This is a genomic window from Streptomyces beijiangensis (assembly GCF_017315755.1).
GTDB lineage: Bacteria > Actinomycetota > Actinomycetes > Streptomycetales > Streptomycetaceae > Streptomyces > Streptomyces beijiangensis.
Window position 1 is genome coordinate 1 of record NZ_JAFLRJ010000324.1, and the last position, 14,481, is coordinate 14,481.

At 64.5% G+C, this 14,481-nt stretch carries 15 protein-coding genes; 6 read left to right on the forward strand and 9 right to left on the reverse strand.

From position 1 onward, the window contains the following. Positions 1–489: hypothetical protein (locus J0695_RS28805; protein ID WP_206966862.1), on the reverse strand; the 489-nt coding region annotated here is incomplete at its 3' end. Between the two features lie 96 nt (positions 490–585). Here J0695_RS28805 and J0695_RS28810 point away from each other — a divergent pair. Next, positions 586–963 carry a PIN domain-containing protein gene (locus J0695_RS28810; protein WP_307798800.1) on the forward strand — a complete coding sequence of 126 codons (378 nt, stop codon included), beginning with the start codon at positions 586–588 and terminating at the stop codon, positions 961–963. 451 nt (positions 964–1,414) lie between these two features. On the opposite strand, the gene J0695_RS28815 is transcribed toward J0695_RS28810, so the two are convergent. Further along, the gene (locus tag J0695_RS28815; RefSeq protein WP_206966866.1) at positions 1,415–1,552 is read right to left on the reverse strand and encodes a hypothetical protein; all 138 of its coding nucleotides are present in this window, start codon (positions 1,550–1,552) and stop codon (positions 1,415–1,417) included. Positions 1,553–2,087: 535 nt separating this feature from the next. Between J0695_RS28815 and J0695_RS28820 the strand changes: the two genes are divergently transcribed. The 3 genes from J0695_RS28820 (at position 2,088) to J0695_RS28830 (ending at position 4,964) form a co-directional block, all read left to right on the forward strand. Continuing rightward, a complete protein-coding gene (locus J0695_RS28820) occupies positions 2,088–3,137 on the forward strand; it encodes a ParA family protein (protein ID WP_206966868.1) in 1,050 nt (349 codons plus the stop codon). Beyond that, the gene (locus tag J0695_RS28825; protein WP_206966870.1) at positions 3,137–3,736 is read left to right on the forward strand and encodes a hypothetical protein; all 600 of its coding nucleotides are present in this window, start codon (positions 3,137–3,139) and stop codon (positions 3,734–3,736) included. Before J0695_RS28820 ends, J0695_RS28825 begins: the two co-directional genes overlap by 1 nt. Positions 3,737–4,214: 478 nt before the next feature. Further along, the gene (locus tag J0695_RS28830) at positions 4,215–4,964 is read left to right on the forward strand and encodes a transposase family protein (RefSeq protein WP_206966872.1); all 750 of its coding nucleotides are present in this window, start codon (positions 4,215–4,217) and stop codon (positions 4,962–4,964) included. Between the two features lie 87 nt (positions 4,965–5,051). Here J0695_RS28830 and J0695_RS28835 read toward each other — a convergent pair whose 3' ends face one another. The 5 genes from J0695_RS28835 to J0695_RS28855 all read right to left on the reverse strand — a co-directional run bounded on the left by J0695_RS28835 (position 5,052) and on the right by J0695_RS28855 (position 10,648). Then, positions 5,052–5,810, reverse strand: coding sequence for an HNH endonuclease signature motif containing protein (locus tag J0695_RS28835; protein ID WP_206966874.1), 759 nt, complete (start codon positions 5,808–5,810; stop codon positions 5,052–5,054). Between the two features lie 365 nt (positions 5,811–6,175). Further along, entirely contained in the window at positions 6,176–7,954 is a 1,779-nt protein-coding gene (locus J0695_RS28840; RefSeq protein ID WP_206966876.1) for an SAVED domain-containing protein, read from the reverse strand. After that, complete coding sequence (locus J0695_RS28845; RefSeq protein WP_206966878.1) at positions 7,951–9,420, reverse strand: ThiF family adenylyltransferase; 1,470 nt, start codon at positions 9,418–9,420, stop codon at positions 7,951–7,953. Before J0695_RS28845 ends, J0695_RS28840 begins: the two co-directional genes overlap by 4 nt. Further along, on the reverse strand, positions 9,417–10,421 hold the full coding sequence (locus J0695_RS28850; protein ID WP_206966880.1) for a nucleotidyltransferase domain-containing protein: 1,005 nt from the start codon (positions 10,419–10,421) through the stop codon (positions 9,417–9,419). The genes J0695_RS28845 and J0695_RS28850 overlap by 4 nt, the downstream gene beginning before the upstream one ends. A gap of 86 nt (positions 10,422–10,507) precedes the next feature. Beyond that, entirely contained in the window at positions 10,508–10,648 is a 141-nt protein-coding gene (locus tag J0695_RS28855) for a hypothetical protein (RefSeq protein ID WP_206966881.1), read from the reverse strand. Between the two features lie 160 nt (positions 10,649–10,808). Here J0695_RS28855 and J0695_RS28860 point away from each other — a divergent pair, with 160 nt between their 5' ends. Then, positions 10,809–11,141, forward strand: coding sequence for a hypothetical protein (locus J0695_RS28860; RefSeq protein WP_206966883.1), 333 nt, complete (start codon positions 10,809–10,811; stop codon positions 11,139–11,141). Between the two features lie 49 nt (positions 11,142–11,190). After that, the gene (locus tag J0695_RS28865; protein ID WP_206966885.1) at positions 11,191–12,327 is read left to right on the forward strand and encodes an ImmA/IrrE family metallo-endopeptidase; all 1,137 of its coding nucleotides are present in this window, start codon (positions 11,191–11,193) and stop codon (positions 12,325–12,327) included. A gap of 61 nt (positions 12,328–12,388) precedes the next feature. Here J0695_RS28865 and J0695_RS28870 read toward each other — a convergent pair whose 3' ends face one another. Together J0695_RS28870 and J0695_RS28875 are read right to left on the reverse strand one after the other, a co-directional pair. Next, on the reverse strand, positions 12,389–13,432 hold the full coding sequence (locus J0695_RS28870) for a serine hydrolase domain-containing protein (RefSeq protein WP_206966887.1): 1,044 nt from the start codon (positions 13,430–13,432) through the stop codon (positions 12,389–12,391). A 113-nt stretch (positions 13,433–13,545) separates the two neighbouring features. Further along, the coding region (locus tag J0695_RS28875; protein ID WP_206966889.1) for a glycosyltransferase family 4 protein at positions 13,546–14,481 on the reverse strand (936 nt) is incomplete at its 5' end.

Here is a 14,481-nt window from a genome sequence, read left to right on the forward strand (position 1 = left end):
GGCTGCGCGCAGCCAATACACGCGCCGACGGACTTGGTCGAGCGAGTCCCACCTAAGGCCGTATACCTCAGCCGCGACCTCATTCAGCTCGTTGTGGGCGAGCCCTTCGCCCAATGCGGCAAGTGCTTCGCCGAAAAATCTGATGTGCGCATGGAAAAGAGCGACGAGATAGAGCTCGTCGCCGGAATCCAGAAAGTAACTGGCCTCGTCCGTGAGGGATAGGCGTGTCGGGCGTCCCTCCCGTTTCACCAGCCCGCAGGTGCCGAGTGCATGCACCGCCTTCCGCAAGGAAATCGAGGTGCCGGCATCGGGCCAGGTGAACGGGCGATCGATCGTTCCGTCCCCCGCGATCTCCGCCAGGAGGGCGCGGAGATTGCTGATGATCTCTGGTGGGCTGCCGGGGACGTGCGGTGTGGCCCCGGCTCGTGTCAGCCATGGGAGCGGTGCCGGGAAGCCTCTTTGGGGATCTGAGTGCCGCGATGAGTTCAATGATCGTCCTCGTGATGGACAGGCTTTGATGCTCGATGAGCCTTGATATCGCTACGGTATGTGATCAATCAGGCGCGGTGGGTGAATCGGGACCCCGTGTTGCGCCGCCAGTCGGAGTTGGCGAGCAAGTCGGCTCCTAGATGGCTCCCAGTGTTGGCGGAGATCGACCACGTCGCGACTCGTGAAATCGGCCGTGAAGCTGCGGTCGGTGCGGTTGGCGACATCCGGCACTGGATGCGTCGTGGCCGGATCATGGTGCCGCAGATCACCGAGGACCATTTGGCAGCCGCGCAGTCTGTGCGAGCGCGATACGCGGGGCTCAACCTCGACCTGGCCGACGCTGTGAACGTGGCTTTGGCCGCCCAGTACGACACCGATGCCGTCCTCACGCTCGACCGGCGCGACTGTCGTGCCGTGCGTCCGCTCGGGCGGCACAAGGCGTTCCGCATCATGCCCGATGACCTGCCTATCTGAGGCGGGCCGGTTCACAGATGTGCCAGGCTGGCTCTGACGGTTGATGTGGGTGCGGCGTGGTCTCGTGAGGGCTGGGGAGCGAGTTGGCTCCCAAAATGGCCCCCCAACGCAAATCAGGGCCGGTACTGATTTCTCAGTACCGGCCCTGACCTGCTGTTTTGGCTGTCGGGGTGGCGGGATTTGAACCCACGACCTCTTCGTCCCGAATGAGGTTCGGCCAAGATCCTCACCAGCTCGAATGACTATCCGTGCTGGTCAGCGGCTTGGTGCGCGCCGGTCTCGCGTGGCCGTGGTGGGCCTCCGATGGAAGATCATCTCCCAGAATTCTCCCAGACCAGCGCGTTCTCAAGGTGTGGCGTCGTTCTGGGTCGTCATTGAGGGAGCAAGCTTGCGTGAGACCGTACCCCTCGAATTCCTCGCCGTGCTGCCCCGGCAGTCGATGGCCGGAAGATCAGGCTTCGGGTGTCGTGATGTGTTGCCGCGCTTCGGGCCAGATGCGGTCGAAGTGCTGGAAGGACAGCGGTTCCTCGACGTGTCCCTCCCAGTCGGAGACGGCCCAGCGGGCCTGGAGCGGGCGGACGCGGTACACGACGGGTCATCACAAACTCCTGGGCAGCGAGGCGGCGTTCCTCTGCTACCGGCCTGAGGCACAGCGCTCGTTTGGGTCGTCTCCACGCATCAGAGGCGATGCCGGGTTGCGGGCGGACACTCCTGGCGGCGGTTGCTGTACGTCGCTGCTGACTTCCGTCGGTGGATCGCCGGCGGGTCTGTGATCGAGCTGGCGGTCCGCCTTCTCCCTGCCCGCGTGGAGTAGCTCCGCAGCAGGCAGATCGCGGCCGTGCTACGGGTGATGGAGCGGTCGGTGAAGCGCCGACGCGACAGCGTCGGAAGCGGGAGTGGAAGCGCGCCAGGTGACGCAGGTTGCCGCTTGCAGTGGTCGGAGAAGTGGGGCAGAGCCTGGCCGCAGATGGGACCAGTTTCAAGCTCGCTCGACCATGCAGCCTCAGTAACCGGCGTAAAGGCCGCCCTAGACGGGTGGTTCCCCGCTACGCTCGCGGTTCAGCCAGGTTCCTGTTGTCATGCTGCAGGGCCTGAGCTCCCATTGTGTAGCTTGGAGGAGAAAAGTGGCCAAGGTTATCGCCCTCTTCAACAACAAGGGTGGCGTCAGTAAGACGACGACCTGCTTCAACCTTGGCTGGATGCTTGCTGAGCGCGGTAAGCGCGTAATCATGGTCGATGGGGACCCGCAGTGCAACCTGACCGGCATGGTATTGGACCTGAGTCAGTCGGACGGGCTCGAACACTACTATTCCCAGAATCCGCTCGGAAATCTTAAGGAAGCACTCGAGCCTGCCTTTAAATCGCGCCCGCGCCCGCTGGAACCAGTCAAGTGTGTTGCTGTCGAAGGGCGAGAGGGGCTTTTTTTGGTTCCGGGCCACGTAGGATTGGCCGAGGACGAGGTGTCCCTTGGGATCGCCCAACAACTTTCAGAATCTATGCAGGCTCTCAGGAATCTTCCTGGCAGCTTTCGCTACCTTATCGACATCACGGCGGCAGAGTACGAGGCCGACTACGTACTAGTCGATCTAAGCCCCGGGCTAGGAGCTATCAATCAGAACCTGGTCGCCACGGCAGACTATTTCCTGGTTCCGACGAGTCCAGATATTTTTTCCGTAATGGCCATAGACTCGCTCGCTCGCGTCGTCCCTCAGTGGGTTGCATGGGCTCAGCGTGCTGCCCAGCTTGAGGCGCTTGCGACAGCCGACTACCCTTTTCCGACACCAACGCTGAAATTCCTTGGTGTCGTGGTTCAGCGCTACAGACTTCGAAACGGGGCACCGACACGTGGCTTCGACGAGTACTTCCGACTCCTCGGAGAGTCCGTCGATCAGCAGTTCCGGCCTGCACTAGATAGAGCTGGTGTCCTCCTCGGGGAAGAAAACTACGCGGCAGTTGACCTCGTTGAGGGGCGCTGGCTTGCCAGAATCTCTGACTTCAATACGCTAATTGCTGATTCCCAACGGGCCCGTAAACCAGTTTTCGCATTGACACAACAAGACGTGGGCCGGGTAGGTACGGTGTGGGAAAACACGCTTGACAATATTACGGTGTTCCGAAAAACGTTTGACGATCTTGCGCAGCGCATCGAAACTCTAACGGAGACGGATGTGTAATGTCCACATCGCGACTCGATGACTTTGAGGGCGACATCGCGAGAGCCAGGGACTTGGTCGGACTCGGTCAGTCGATCGGCAGTATGACGAATGGGCTCGTTGACTCCACTGATTTGTACCGTGCGGCGTTGGTGCAGAGCGTGGCTTCATGGGACCGGTACGTACACGGCATTGTTCTGGACCGCGCTGTGGATATCATGCTTGGGCGCCTCCCTGCTGGATCATCTTCCAGAATCGGATTGCCATTAAATTCGGTAGCAATGCTCATGAACGCATCAGGCGCCGCAGCTCGCGAGCTGGCTGCAAAGTCCTTCTTCGCTGAGCGGCTCGCGACCGAGACGTACCAGCGCCCCGACGACGTCGCTGCGGCGCTGGCGATGGTCGGGGTTAAGGCGATCTGGAGTACAGCGTTTAAAAATGCCCAGCAGGCAAAGGTCGCTCTAGGCGTCATCGTAGATCGTCGCAACAAAATTGTGCACCAATGTGACTACGACCCTATCTTTCCGGGAACCGTTACTTCTCTTCTTTCATCCGACGCGATCGATGCGCTGGGCGTGGTCAGCGATACGGTTCATGCGATCGACCCATATTGCAGGTAATTCTTACATAAAATGTCGGCCTGATTGCCGTCAGTCGGCTATGGTTTGGCCAGCCCTTCGAGGCAGTCGTCGATGAGGTGGGCTTGGTGCTGGGTCTGCTTCCCTAACGACCTCGTGCATAAGGGTCTAATGCAGGGTTGGGTGACAGGTGCCAACCGATCGTGCGCAGACCCCTGCGGGAGCAAGCTTGCGTGCAACTGTAGCCATGGGCTCCTCGCTGTTCTGTTCCGGCGGTCGTCGGCCGGTACATCAGGCTCGGGTTCGGCTCCGCCGACGGGCTGCAACACCGCGGGTATTGCAGCCGCTTGGACCGGACAGCCCGGACAGCTGCTGTTTTCGCTTTTCGGTTAGTGAGCGTTTTCAGCGTGGCTACTGATCGGGTGACGGAACGGCGTGACGTTGAGGTACGCAACGGACAGGGCTCCCGTGCCGTTGAGGGAGGTGTTCGACGTCTCGTCTCAGCAGCACAGGAGCCCTGTTGGTTCCCTATCCTGCCGCACTCGACCTGCCTCACGCCCTGGTCGAGTGGGTCACGATGCTCATCGTCACCCGCGAGGGTGACCGGCGGTGCAAACTCCCGCCGCACCGCCGCGCACTGGTCGCACTCGTGTACATGCGCCGCCACGAAACCCTCGCCCGCATCGCCGCAGCCTTCGGGATATTCGTCGGCACCGCCCACGCCTACGTCGCATCGGTCACCGACCTACTCGCCGAGCAGGCACCGGGCCTGCTCAAGACGCTGCGCGTGCACGATTCGGACTTCGTTCTCCTGGACGGCACGGTCGTCGAGTGCGACCGCGTCGGTGACGGCAGGGCGGACTACTCGGCGAAACACAAGCGGCACGGCGTGAACGTGCAGGTCGTCACGGACCCGGCCGGGGAGATTTTGTGGCTGTCGCCGGCACTGCCGGGCCGCACCCACGATCTGACGGCAGCCCGCACCCACAAGATTCGCCGGATCTGCGAGCGCCAGGGCGTCCCGATCCTCGCCGACATGGCCTACATCGGTGCGGGCGGCTGGGTCACCACCGCCAAGCGCCGGCCGCCGGGCGGTGAACTCACCCTTACCGAGCGGACCGAGAACCGGGCCCTGTCCGCGGCCCGGGCACCTGTCGAACGAGGCATGGCACGACTGAAGTCCTGGCAGATCTTCCGCAGATCCCGCATCAGCCCCAACCGCATGAGCGTCATCACCAAAGCCGTCCTCACCCTGGAGAGGCAACGCTGAAAACGCTCAGTCTTCGTAGTTCAGAGGGTGTAACCGGACAACTGGGATACCTGATGCGCGCTGCGGTTCACGCTCCTTTCCGGGGAATCAGTGAATATGGATTCCGTCTATTCTGTCGGCAGCATCGCGGCGATGCTGGTATGCAAGGGTGCCCAGCGGGCGTGGCTGGGGAGACGGGGAATCCTCCTCCCGGAGAGGCAACTCGCTGAATTCCAGACCGAGGTCGTCAGCGACGGCCAAGTGGAGCTCAAGTAGGGCCTCGTGGAGCGTCTGGAATTCTCCTTTCCGCTCCTCCTTCGACTGGGAGTAGTCCGGCCATTCCATGTCAACAGTGCTACTTGCCCAGTGAACGAACCAGTCATAAATAAAGTCGGTCAGAAGCTCGATTGTGTCATCGCCGACAGACTTTAGGTCGGCGGCCGCTGCATGGGCTAGGCCCGCCTGCTGCTCACATGCACTGCGAGCCTGCAGAATGTAATGAAAATCGGGAGAGGAAGCGACATGAGTGTGTGCGAGAATCGCGATGGCTTCACTCCAGCGGTCCAGGGTTTCCTGCAACGTGCGGTATGCGCTGATGGTTCTCTCGCGCGCGCCCCCGGAGCCAAGTACTGCCTTGTATTGAAGCATTGATAGCCGGTCGATCTCCCCCTTGTCGAAGCGAGTGTGGCAGTTTGGGCAGAGGGCGATCATGTTGTCGAAGTCATGGGCTCGGGTTTTGGCCCAGGGAGTGATGTGGGCGAGCTCGAGCGTGGTGGCACGACAGGTCGGGATAGCGCACCTGTGTCCGGCCTCGACGAGAAGGTCGCGGGCTAACTGGCGCGGTATTGCGGGACGGTTGTCAGGCATGGATGGATCGTAGGCGACGGCACGGACGAGTGGGTGGGTCAGCGGGAGGGTGGGTGTGGCCCACACGCTCCTCACCCGCGAACCGGGAGAGACAACGAGAAAGGGCGGGAGTGAGTGAGACTGACTCCCGTCCTGTCCTGGTCAGCGCTTGATACTTGCTCATCTTCGGCGAGTGCCCCCGGCAGGATTCGAACCCGCGACCTGGCGTGCAAACTCGTTGGCGATCTGCAGGGAGAGACCGCTCGGGTCGCCACTCGACCTCGTTCGGATCAACGCCTGGGTCAACAGCATTCCTGTGGTGCACTGCTTCAGCTCCAGCCAGGCAGAGCAATACCGGCTGGCACGCTGCGTTTGCGTCGCCACGCCTATTGGTCGAGCAGGACCTCGGTGATCGGTCCGCTGGTGACACCTGGCTCAAGCACGAGAGCTGGGGTGTAGCGGGGCTTCCCAGGGGGCGCACCGTCCCACTCGTAGACGACGGTGCGCAGTGTGTTGAGGCATCGCCCTATGAGTAGAGCCATCGTGTAGGGGCCGTGAAAAGCGAGATGCACCTCCGCACGGCCGCTGTGTGCGGCAAGCGCTTTGATCTGTTGCGCGGCAGCAGTGCTGAGGCGTGCGGCTTCGCGCGGGTCGAGTCGGTCTTCGCCGGCGACGGAGATCACGGCGGCCGCGGCGAAGCCGTCGCTGTACTCGTGCAGGAGCTGCTCGAATGCGGTCTGATCTGGATTGGCAGTCAGGCTGAGGAAGATCGCGACGCGGTCGTGGCTGTCGGGTGACTGCGCTTGTTCGAGGTCAACTGATTGCGTATGAAGTTCGCTGGTCAGTGGGTCGTCACCCCTTTGCACAGACGTCCACCGAGCGCCGCGGGTGTCGACCACCTCTACATTTCCGATCTTGGTCTCCGGCAGGGCGGCTCCCAAGGCCAGGGCTACCGACAGGTGAGCTCCGCCAAAGACGCGTACGGTTTGCGCGCCGGCGGCATAGACGGCGTCGCTGGTCAGGGGCAGTGTGGTCTGCAGGCGCTGAAGTCCCTCTCGCAACGGCAGACGCCCGTCGCTGGCGGCCCTGATGCGGATGTGCAGGTCGTCTTCGCCCGCGTCCATTGCGAAGGGCGCGGGGCGGGTTTGGACTCGGATCGTGAAGGCGCGGTTCTGGCTGCGGATGGCGGGCTTGCGTTGTTCCACTCGGTGCATCAGCAGGTCGCGCACGATCTCGCTCTCGCCGGACGGCTGGAGCATGTTGCTTTGCTTCTTGTCGGCGAGGGTCCGGGAGGGAGCGAGTCTTAGGAGTCGGTCCGGTGCGTCGTAGTCGCACCGTGTATCGCTTCCCGCACTGGCGGTCTTGTTCGCGATGCACAGGCTGAAGGCCGGGTCCTCGTCCAGTTGGAGCAGTCGAGGCAGCTCACGTTCTCGGACGATGTTGCTGTGGACGATGTCCGGTGTCACGACGAGCACGGCTGCTGAAAGCCCTTGGGTCAGGGCTTGTTCGAGGCGATCGGTCGTTGTGCCCGCACGCAGGTCGGTATGGTCTCTCCACACGACGAGACCGGCCGCCCTGAGTAGATTCTCGATCGACTCGGCCTGCGGGGACCCGTCAGTCTGCCGGTAGGAGATGAACACCGCGCCGTCAGGCCGGACCGCACCCTTGGGCAGTGGTCCCAGCGCCTTGAATCTCTGTGGTGGCGGAAGGACCGTTGCTGTCTTGCCGGTGACGGGTCCCCATCGTTGTCGCCGGGCGATCAGTCCGGAGAAGGGGTCAGTCCCGCCGGGAGCGTATACGAGGAGTGCGATCGGGCCGTCGTGCTCCCGGGCCATTGCCCGCATCGCGGCAAGGTCCGTCGGGCTCGGTCCGGACGGTGCAGGATGGCTGTGCCACTCGCCGACGTAGCCGGTTGGGTCGTCGTCCGCTCGCAGGGCCAGGAACTCTGTGAGCAGCGTGTTCGCCTTGACGTCATCGCGCACGTACCTGTGGGTGGACGCTCCTTGTCCGTCGACCACGAGGGCATGGGTGACAACTACGTTGGCGTCTTCCTGGTAGCCGAGGAGGATGCCACCGGCTTCTCGCGGCAGCTGCTGCGCGGTCGCGGACGCCATGACCTCGTATGCCGCTTGGCGCAGCTCGATCCGTGGTGCCGGCCGGGTCACTGGTGGTGGCTCCCTTGTGGTGCGGAGTGGAGGTGGCGCGTCTCCCCTGCAGGATGGAGGGGGTGGTCCACGAGGAGTCCGACGGCGTGGCGGACGGTTGCCGCTGCTGCCTCGATCACCGCGTGGGGCGGCGTTGGGGAGATCGGGCTTCCGCAGCCTGCTTCGAACAGTTGCGGTGCCTCGGTGTCGGCTCCGGTCGTCGAAGGCGGCAGTGGTGCTGCGGCATCGATCGGTGGCAGTACGTCGATGCGATAGGTTCTGCCGTCGTTTTGAAGCGCCGCAGACAGGACCCGTGTGCCCAGTGTCACGGCGCTTACATGCAGGAGCGCGGTGGTGGCGAAGTCGGCGGTGGCATTCACGACGAGGTCGTGGTTCCGCAATTGGTCGACCGCTTCGGCACCCGAGGTAAGGGTGCTATTGATCGTGTCGATGCCTCCGGCCGGCGCCCCGTTGTGCCTGACGAGGTGTCGCTTGACCGCTTCGGCTTTCGGCAGTCCGACTGCGTCGGGGCCGACGAGGTGGCGGACGAGGTTTCCCGGCATGACCACATCGTCGTCGATGAGAGTGAGGTGACGGACGCCGGAGCGCACCAGCATGTCGGCGATGAACGAGCCCAAAGCGCCGACGCCGACCACGGCAACCTTGGATTCACGCAGTTCGGCAGCGAGGACGCCTGCGCGAGCGGACCGGGCGACCTCGGTGTCTGCGCCCGAGCGCAGGCGTGTAACGGCCGTGCCGCCCTCCTTCGTGGGCGTTACGTCCAGCACGATCGCGCCCTCGTGGGTGCCTCGTCGGTAAACCAGCACGACGACCGCGGCCGACTGCTGACGAATTCTGCGGTCCACATCCGCGTTCGAGCCGAGCCGGGCACAGATGTCTGCCCAGGTTCGCGGCGGTACGTCGACCTCGCCGAGATCGGCCACGTACCCAAAGCGGTCTTTGCTTTGCTTGAGGGCGTTCCTGGGACGGGTGCCGTGCCTGATCCGCATCGTGTTGTTGCTGGCCGGGCTGAAGCGGACGGAGCGGTTGAGGTACTGGCCGAGGTCGTCGTAGAGGTAGAGGCGTCGGTCCGCGGACTGACGGAAGTACCGGTCGAGGTCGAGATCGGGCCGATCGTCCATCCATCCGGTGTCAGCGTGCTCGAACCATGCTGTGACGTGTTCGAAGAACGCCGGTGCCTCCATCCACCACAACCCGTCGTGATCTTCTTCAGCAACCAGGCACAGCGCGCCGTCCGGGTCGCGATGCCAGGACCAGGGCACCGTGTCGTGATCGACTGGCACCACCCTCGGCGGCCGAAACGGGAAGCGGGGCGGCAGGTCGATCACGACACGGGTCGTGCCCGCCGAGTGCGGGACAGGCCCTTCCCACCCTGCTTCCACCTCGTGGAACCCGGCGCGGATCAGGCCCTCCTCGAAGAGCAGCCGTGCGTAGGCGACGTACTCGTCGAAGCCGACAGAGGTCACCCGAAGGTCCTCTTGCCGGCAGGAACGACGCGGGCGCCGGGCGAGATCGCGGATGCCTTCTTGCTGCCGTCCTCGTTGAAGCCAGGGGGCATCGGGAAGACCGTATCTCCATCGCCGTTCTTTCCCAGCAGTTTCCGGAACGCCAGCGCGGCCTTGCCCGCGTCCTCCTCGGCGAGCGCAGCTTCTGCCGACGTCGCGGCGTCGGTAAACCGCGTACGCGCGGTGTCCAGTTCATCGTCGGTCGCGCGGATGCGGATGGTGTGTCCGGGCAGGGTCGGGTCGGTCACCGCGATGCCGTAGGCCACGAAGTTTTCTACGATCTTGCTGACCTTCCGGAGAGCGGAGACGTAGTACTCCGCCTGGTCGTTGCCCGAGACTGCGCCTGAGGCGAACGCCTGGTAGGCGGCCATTTCGATGAAGAATCCGCCGGGCTTCTTCGTGCCGAGCAGGGCGCGACGAGTCTGGCGAAGCAGTTTGACGGTCGGTACGTAGTACTCGTCGTGGTCCGCGTTCATCGTGCTCGAGAGGTCCGTCAGCCCGTCGGGGTTGGTGCGCACCCACTCGTTTTCGTCGCCCTTTTGGGGGATCTCCCAGGTTCCGTCGCCGTAGGGGCGGGCGGGCACCGCGTCGACGTAGAGGTCGTAGGCCGGGAAGGAGACCTGCAGGCTCCGGTCCTGACGCTTGGTGCGCCGGTGCCCGTCGGCGTCGGTGCCGAACTCTGCATGCAGGACCTTGAAGAACCTGTCGAGGATGTCCGTCGACGTGACGTCGCTCGGGACATCGGGCAGGCGCACGAACACGTCGACGTCCTTGATCCTGCGGATCGACACGTTGCGCTTGTAGGAGCCGATCAGGATCGGGCTGACGCCGTACTCGGCGAGCTTGGAGTCAGCCTTTAGGGCGTCACGGACGAGGCGATGCGCCTCTGGTGCGTTGGTCTTGTCGTCGCCGGGCTCGATGGAGCTCAGCGCATCTTTGAACTGTTGCTTGAGGTGAGCCATCGGGCCCTCCGGTCCTGGTTGTGACTGCCTGCTGAGATTGCCTCACACCACTGACAATGCGAGGTCGGTCGCGAGAGGCTGGCGGCCTACTTCTTCCTGCCGCCCTTGTTGGCGCTCTCATTGGTCGTTGTCTTCGGGTGCCGCTTTACGGTGGCCTGCTTCACGAACCGGCCCGTGATGGCGCTGCGGCCCCGCTTGCCATTGGATGCGCTGCTCTTGCCTGCCATGAGCTGTCCTTCCCGATCTTCTGTGGTGACCTGCGGTAGCCCAGGCCGCACCCTGCCCGAAAGTTTCATGCACCCAGCAGGTGCATGAAAGCTTGTGGACCTTGATTGGGAAGATAGCATGGAAGCGGTAGGTACACGGAAAAGGATTCTGAGGTCGCTGGTGGAGATCGTCTTCGAGGACGCCGAGCTCGCCCGTGTCTGCAACAGCGGCCCTGCCCGCAGGGACCGTTTAGGCCCCGACGGGGCGACCACTCTGCTCCGGCGTCTTGGCCAGATGGCGGCCGCCCACCACCTGGCCGACCTGCGCCACGTTGCGGCCGCGCGGCTGCGGCCCGCAGCCAACTGGGACTGCTTCACTCTGCTGGTGTCGCTCGGTGATCACGGCGATCTCGTGGTCCGCCCGCGCGACGACCCGCCCGGCACCCTCGACGACGGCACCCTCAACGAGTACGCCGTACGCGCTGTGATCGTCGCAGCGATCCACCGCCCCTGACCCTGCCACCAGGCCCGCCCCGCAGCCTCGCCGACCGAGAGGCACTCACGTGACTCCGCCCTCCGCCCAGCACCCGTTCGCACCGGATGAAGTCCTGCCACCGGGCGACACGCTGAAAGAACAGCTCGACGCCTTTGGTATCCCCCAGGCTGACCTTGCCCGCCGCACCGGCCTGTCGACCAAGCACGTCAACCAGATCGTCCAGGGCAGCGCTGTCCTCACCCCCGAGACTGCCCTTCTGCTGGAGCGGGCCGTCGGAATCCCGGCTTCGCTGTGGAACCAGATGGAGGCCGCCTGGCGCACCCATGTCAGCCGCACCCAGAGCCGTGAAGCCCTCAGCCACCGCCTCGACTGGCTCGACCGCTTCTCCCTGCAGGAGTTGGTCAAGCGCGGCATCCTGCCAACCAAAGAGCGCACGGTGGGCAATCTCGAGCATCTGCTGGCGTTCTTCGGGGTCGCCGACCCCGAGGTTGCAGAGAACGTGTGGGGCAGCTACCGGACTGCCTTCCGGCGTTCCACCGTCCTCACACCGGACGACTACGCCACCGCCGTCTGGCTGCGCCAGGCCGAACTCAGAGCACGCGAAATCCTTTGCGCACCCTACGACCGCGCGGCCCTGCTTGAGCTACTTCCCCAACTGCGCGCCCTGACCGTCAAGGAACCCGCCGTCTGGCGCACCGAAATCCCGCGCCTCTGCGCCCGAGCCGGCGTCGCGGTGGTGTTCGTTGCCGCGCCCCCCAACAGTCGCGTGTCCGGCGTCACTCGATGGCTCACTCCGGAAAAGGTCGGAGTCGCGTTCAGCGGCCGGTTCAAGAAAGACGACCACTTCTGGTTCACCGTCTTCCACGAGCTCGGCCATGTCCTCCTGCACGGCAAACGCCTCACCTTCATCGACAACACGAGCCGTGACGACGACACGACCCCCGAAGGAGACCGCAGCGAGGACGAGGCAGACGCCTTCGCCAGGGAAACCCTCATCCCGCCCGAGCACGCGGCCGCATACAAGCAACTCGCCCAGCGCCCGATGCCCTTCACCAACATCACAGCCTTCGCCCGCCGGGCTGGCATCGCACCGGGCATCGTCGTTGGACGCCTCCAGCACGACGGCGTCCTGGACTGGAAATACGGCACCAAGCTGAAGCGCCCCATCGAGATCAGCCTCTCCGGTGATCTCACCGCGGGCTAGCCACCCCTGCACGTTGCACGGAACCCCCACCCACCGCGCAAGCCGGCAGGGACTGATTGCTTCAGGCGAACGCAAGTGCCCGGAAGGCGTTGCGGACAACGGTCAGGGGCTGCCGCTCGCGGGTGTAGTAGAGCTTGTTGGTCAAGAGTGCCGCCCATCGCCGTTGGCGCGGCGAAATCCACATGCCAGTTCCGGTGAAGCCGTAATGCACCCAGACGTCGTCGGCGGGGGTGGTCCCGGGGGCGGGGTGCCAGAACAGTCCGCGTACGGGTTCCAGGGCTCCGGTCTGGATGGTCAGTGATTCTGTCGTCCAAGCAGGGCCGAACCCGCCCCGTGCCGGAGCGTCCGTGGTGTCGAGCATGTAGCGCAAGAAAGCGGCGAGGTCGTCGAGGACCGTGAAGACACCGGGGATTCCGCATGCTCCGCCCAGGAGGCGGGCGGAGAAGTCGTGAGCAACGCCCTTGAGGTGCTTGTCGCTGTCCTGGTCGAGTTCGGTTGGTGCGCATCGGGCGGCGACCTCAGTTGCCAGCGGCCCGAAGTGAGTGGAGCGCATACCGAGAGGCTGCCAAGTCTGCCCCGTGCAGTAGTCGTTGAGGCTCTCACCCGTCAGATGTTCGGCGAGGTAGCCGAGGACGAGGGCGGCCCGGTCCGTGTACTCGACGGCCTCGCCGGGCTGGCGGTGCAGGGCCTCGTGCAGGACGCCGTCGCGGATGTCCTGGACATCGGTGCCGTAGAGGTTTTTCAGCTGAGCCCGCAGCGGGAGGCCAGCGGTGTGGGTCAGTAGGTGCCGGGTGGTTGCCGCTCCGAGAGGGTGGCCGATGACCTCGGGCCAGAAGGTGTTGAGTGGGGTGTCGAGGTCGATTTTGCCGTCCTCCCACAGAGCGCCGATCGAGGACCAGACGGCGAGGATCTTGGTGAGACTGGCGGCGTCGAAGACGGTGTCGCGGCACATGGGAGTGTCCGGCTCGTGGGGGTCGAGGACGCCTGCCGTGCCCGTTGCGCCGATGCCGCCGGCGTCGCCAACGGCCCACACAGCGCCTGGATAGACCTTGTCTCGGACGCCTTCACCCAGCAGCTGGTCGATGCGGTCGGTGCGGTACGTCATGGTCTCCCTGTTCGCCGTGGGTATCCCTTTCGTCAGCGTAGTGACACGGGTTACAGGAACGGGGAACGCTCCTGCTTCAGTGTCGGGTGACAACACAAGGTTGCGACCAAGCGTCAGGTGAGCTGCCGCCCGAGTTCGCTCAGGGCCTGAGCGGTCGCTGAGAGCGGAAAGCGAGTGGCGTTCGCGTAGCCCGCCTGCCGAAGCGCGGGCAGCAGGCCGCGGGCGGTCCTGAGGCGGTCGAGGTCGCGTGCGAGCGCGGCGGAGTGCGTGAAGTCTGTGGCCACCCCGGATGCGGCGAGGACTTCGTTGAGGCCGGGCACGGGTTGGTACAGAACGGGCAGGCCACAGGCTTGGGCCTCCAGTGCGACCAGGCCCATGGCCTCCAGTGTTGTGGAGGGTATGACCAGTAGGTCGTGCTCGGCGAAGGCTTTCCACAGCTGTGGACGGCGAAGCCAGCCGAGATACTGGGCGTGCACTCCGGCCCGTTGGAGGATCGGGGCCAGGGCGTGGAACTGAGCCCTGGGGGCCGCGATGCTCAGCTCGATTCCGGGGACGGGTGCCAGGCTGGTGATCAGGTGCTCGGCGCCCTTCTCGGCGGTCAGTCGTCCTGCGTACAGCAGTCGCAGGTGGCTGGAGGGGGTGCGGGCCGGCCGGGGCGGCGGGTTGGTGAGCAGGTGGTCGGGGATGCCCCACGGAATGTGGACGATCTTGCGGCGGTTGGCCTGTGGGGCGAGCTTTTGGAGGTGGTCGGCCATCGCGCCGGTAGGGACAACGATGGCGTCGGCGGCTCTTGCTGTTTCGCGCAGAACTTGGAGTTGGTCGCGGTGGGCCTCGGCGAAGATCAGGTCGGTGCCATGGACGAGGGCGATCCTGGGGTGCGTCGGCAGGGCCCTGATGAGGGCGGGGGTGGCGCCGAAGGTGAGGTGCTGCAAGTGCAGGACACCGATCTGGGCCGGGTCGATCGCGGTGATGAGCGCTCGGCGCAGGGTTGCGACGTAGCGGCTGAAGGCGGCGCCCTCCAGGCACTTCCCGGGCACCGTGAGCAGGTC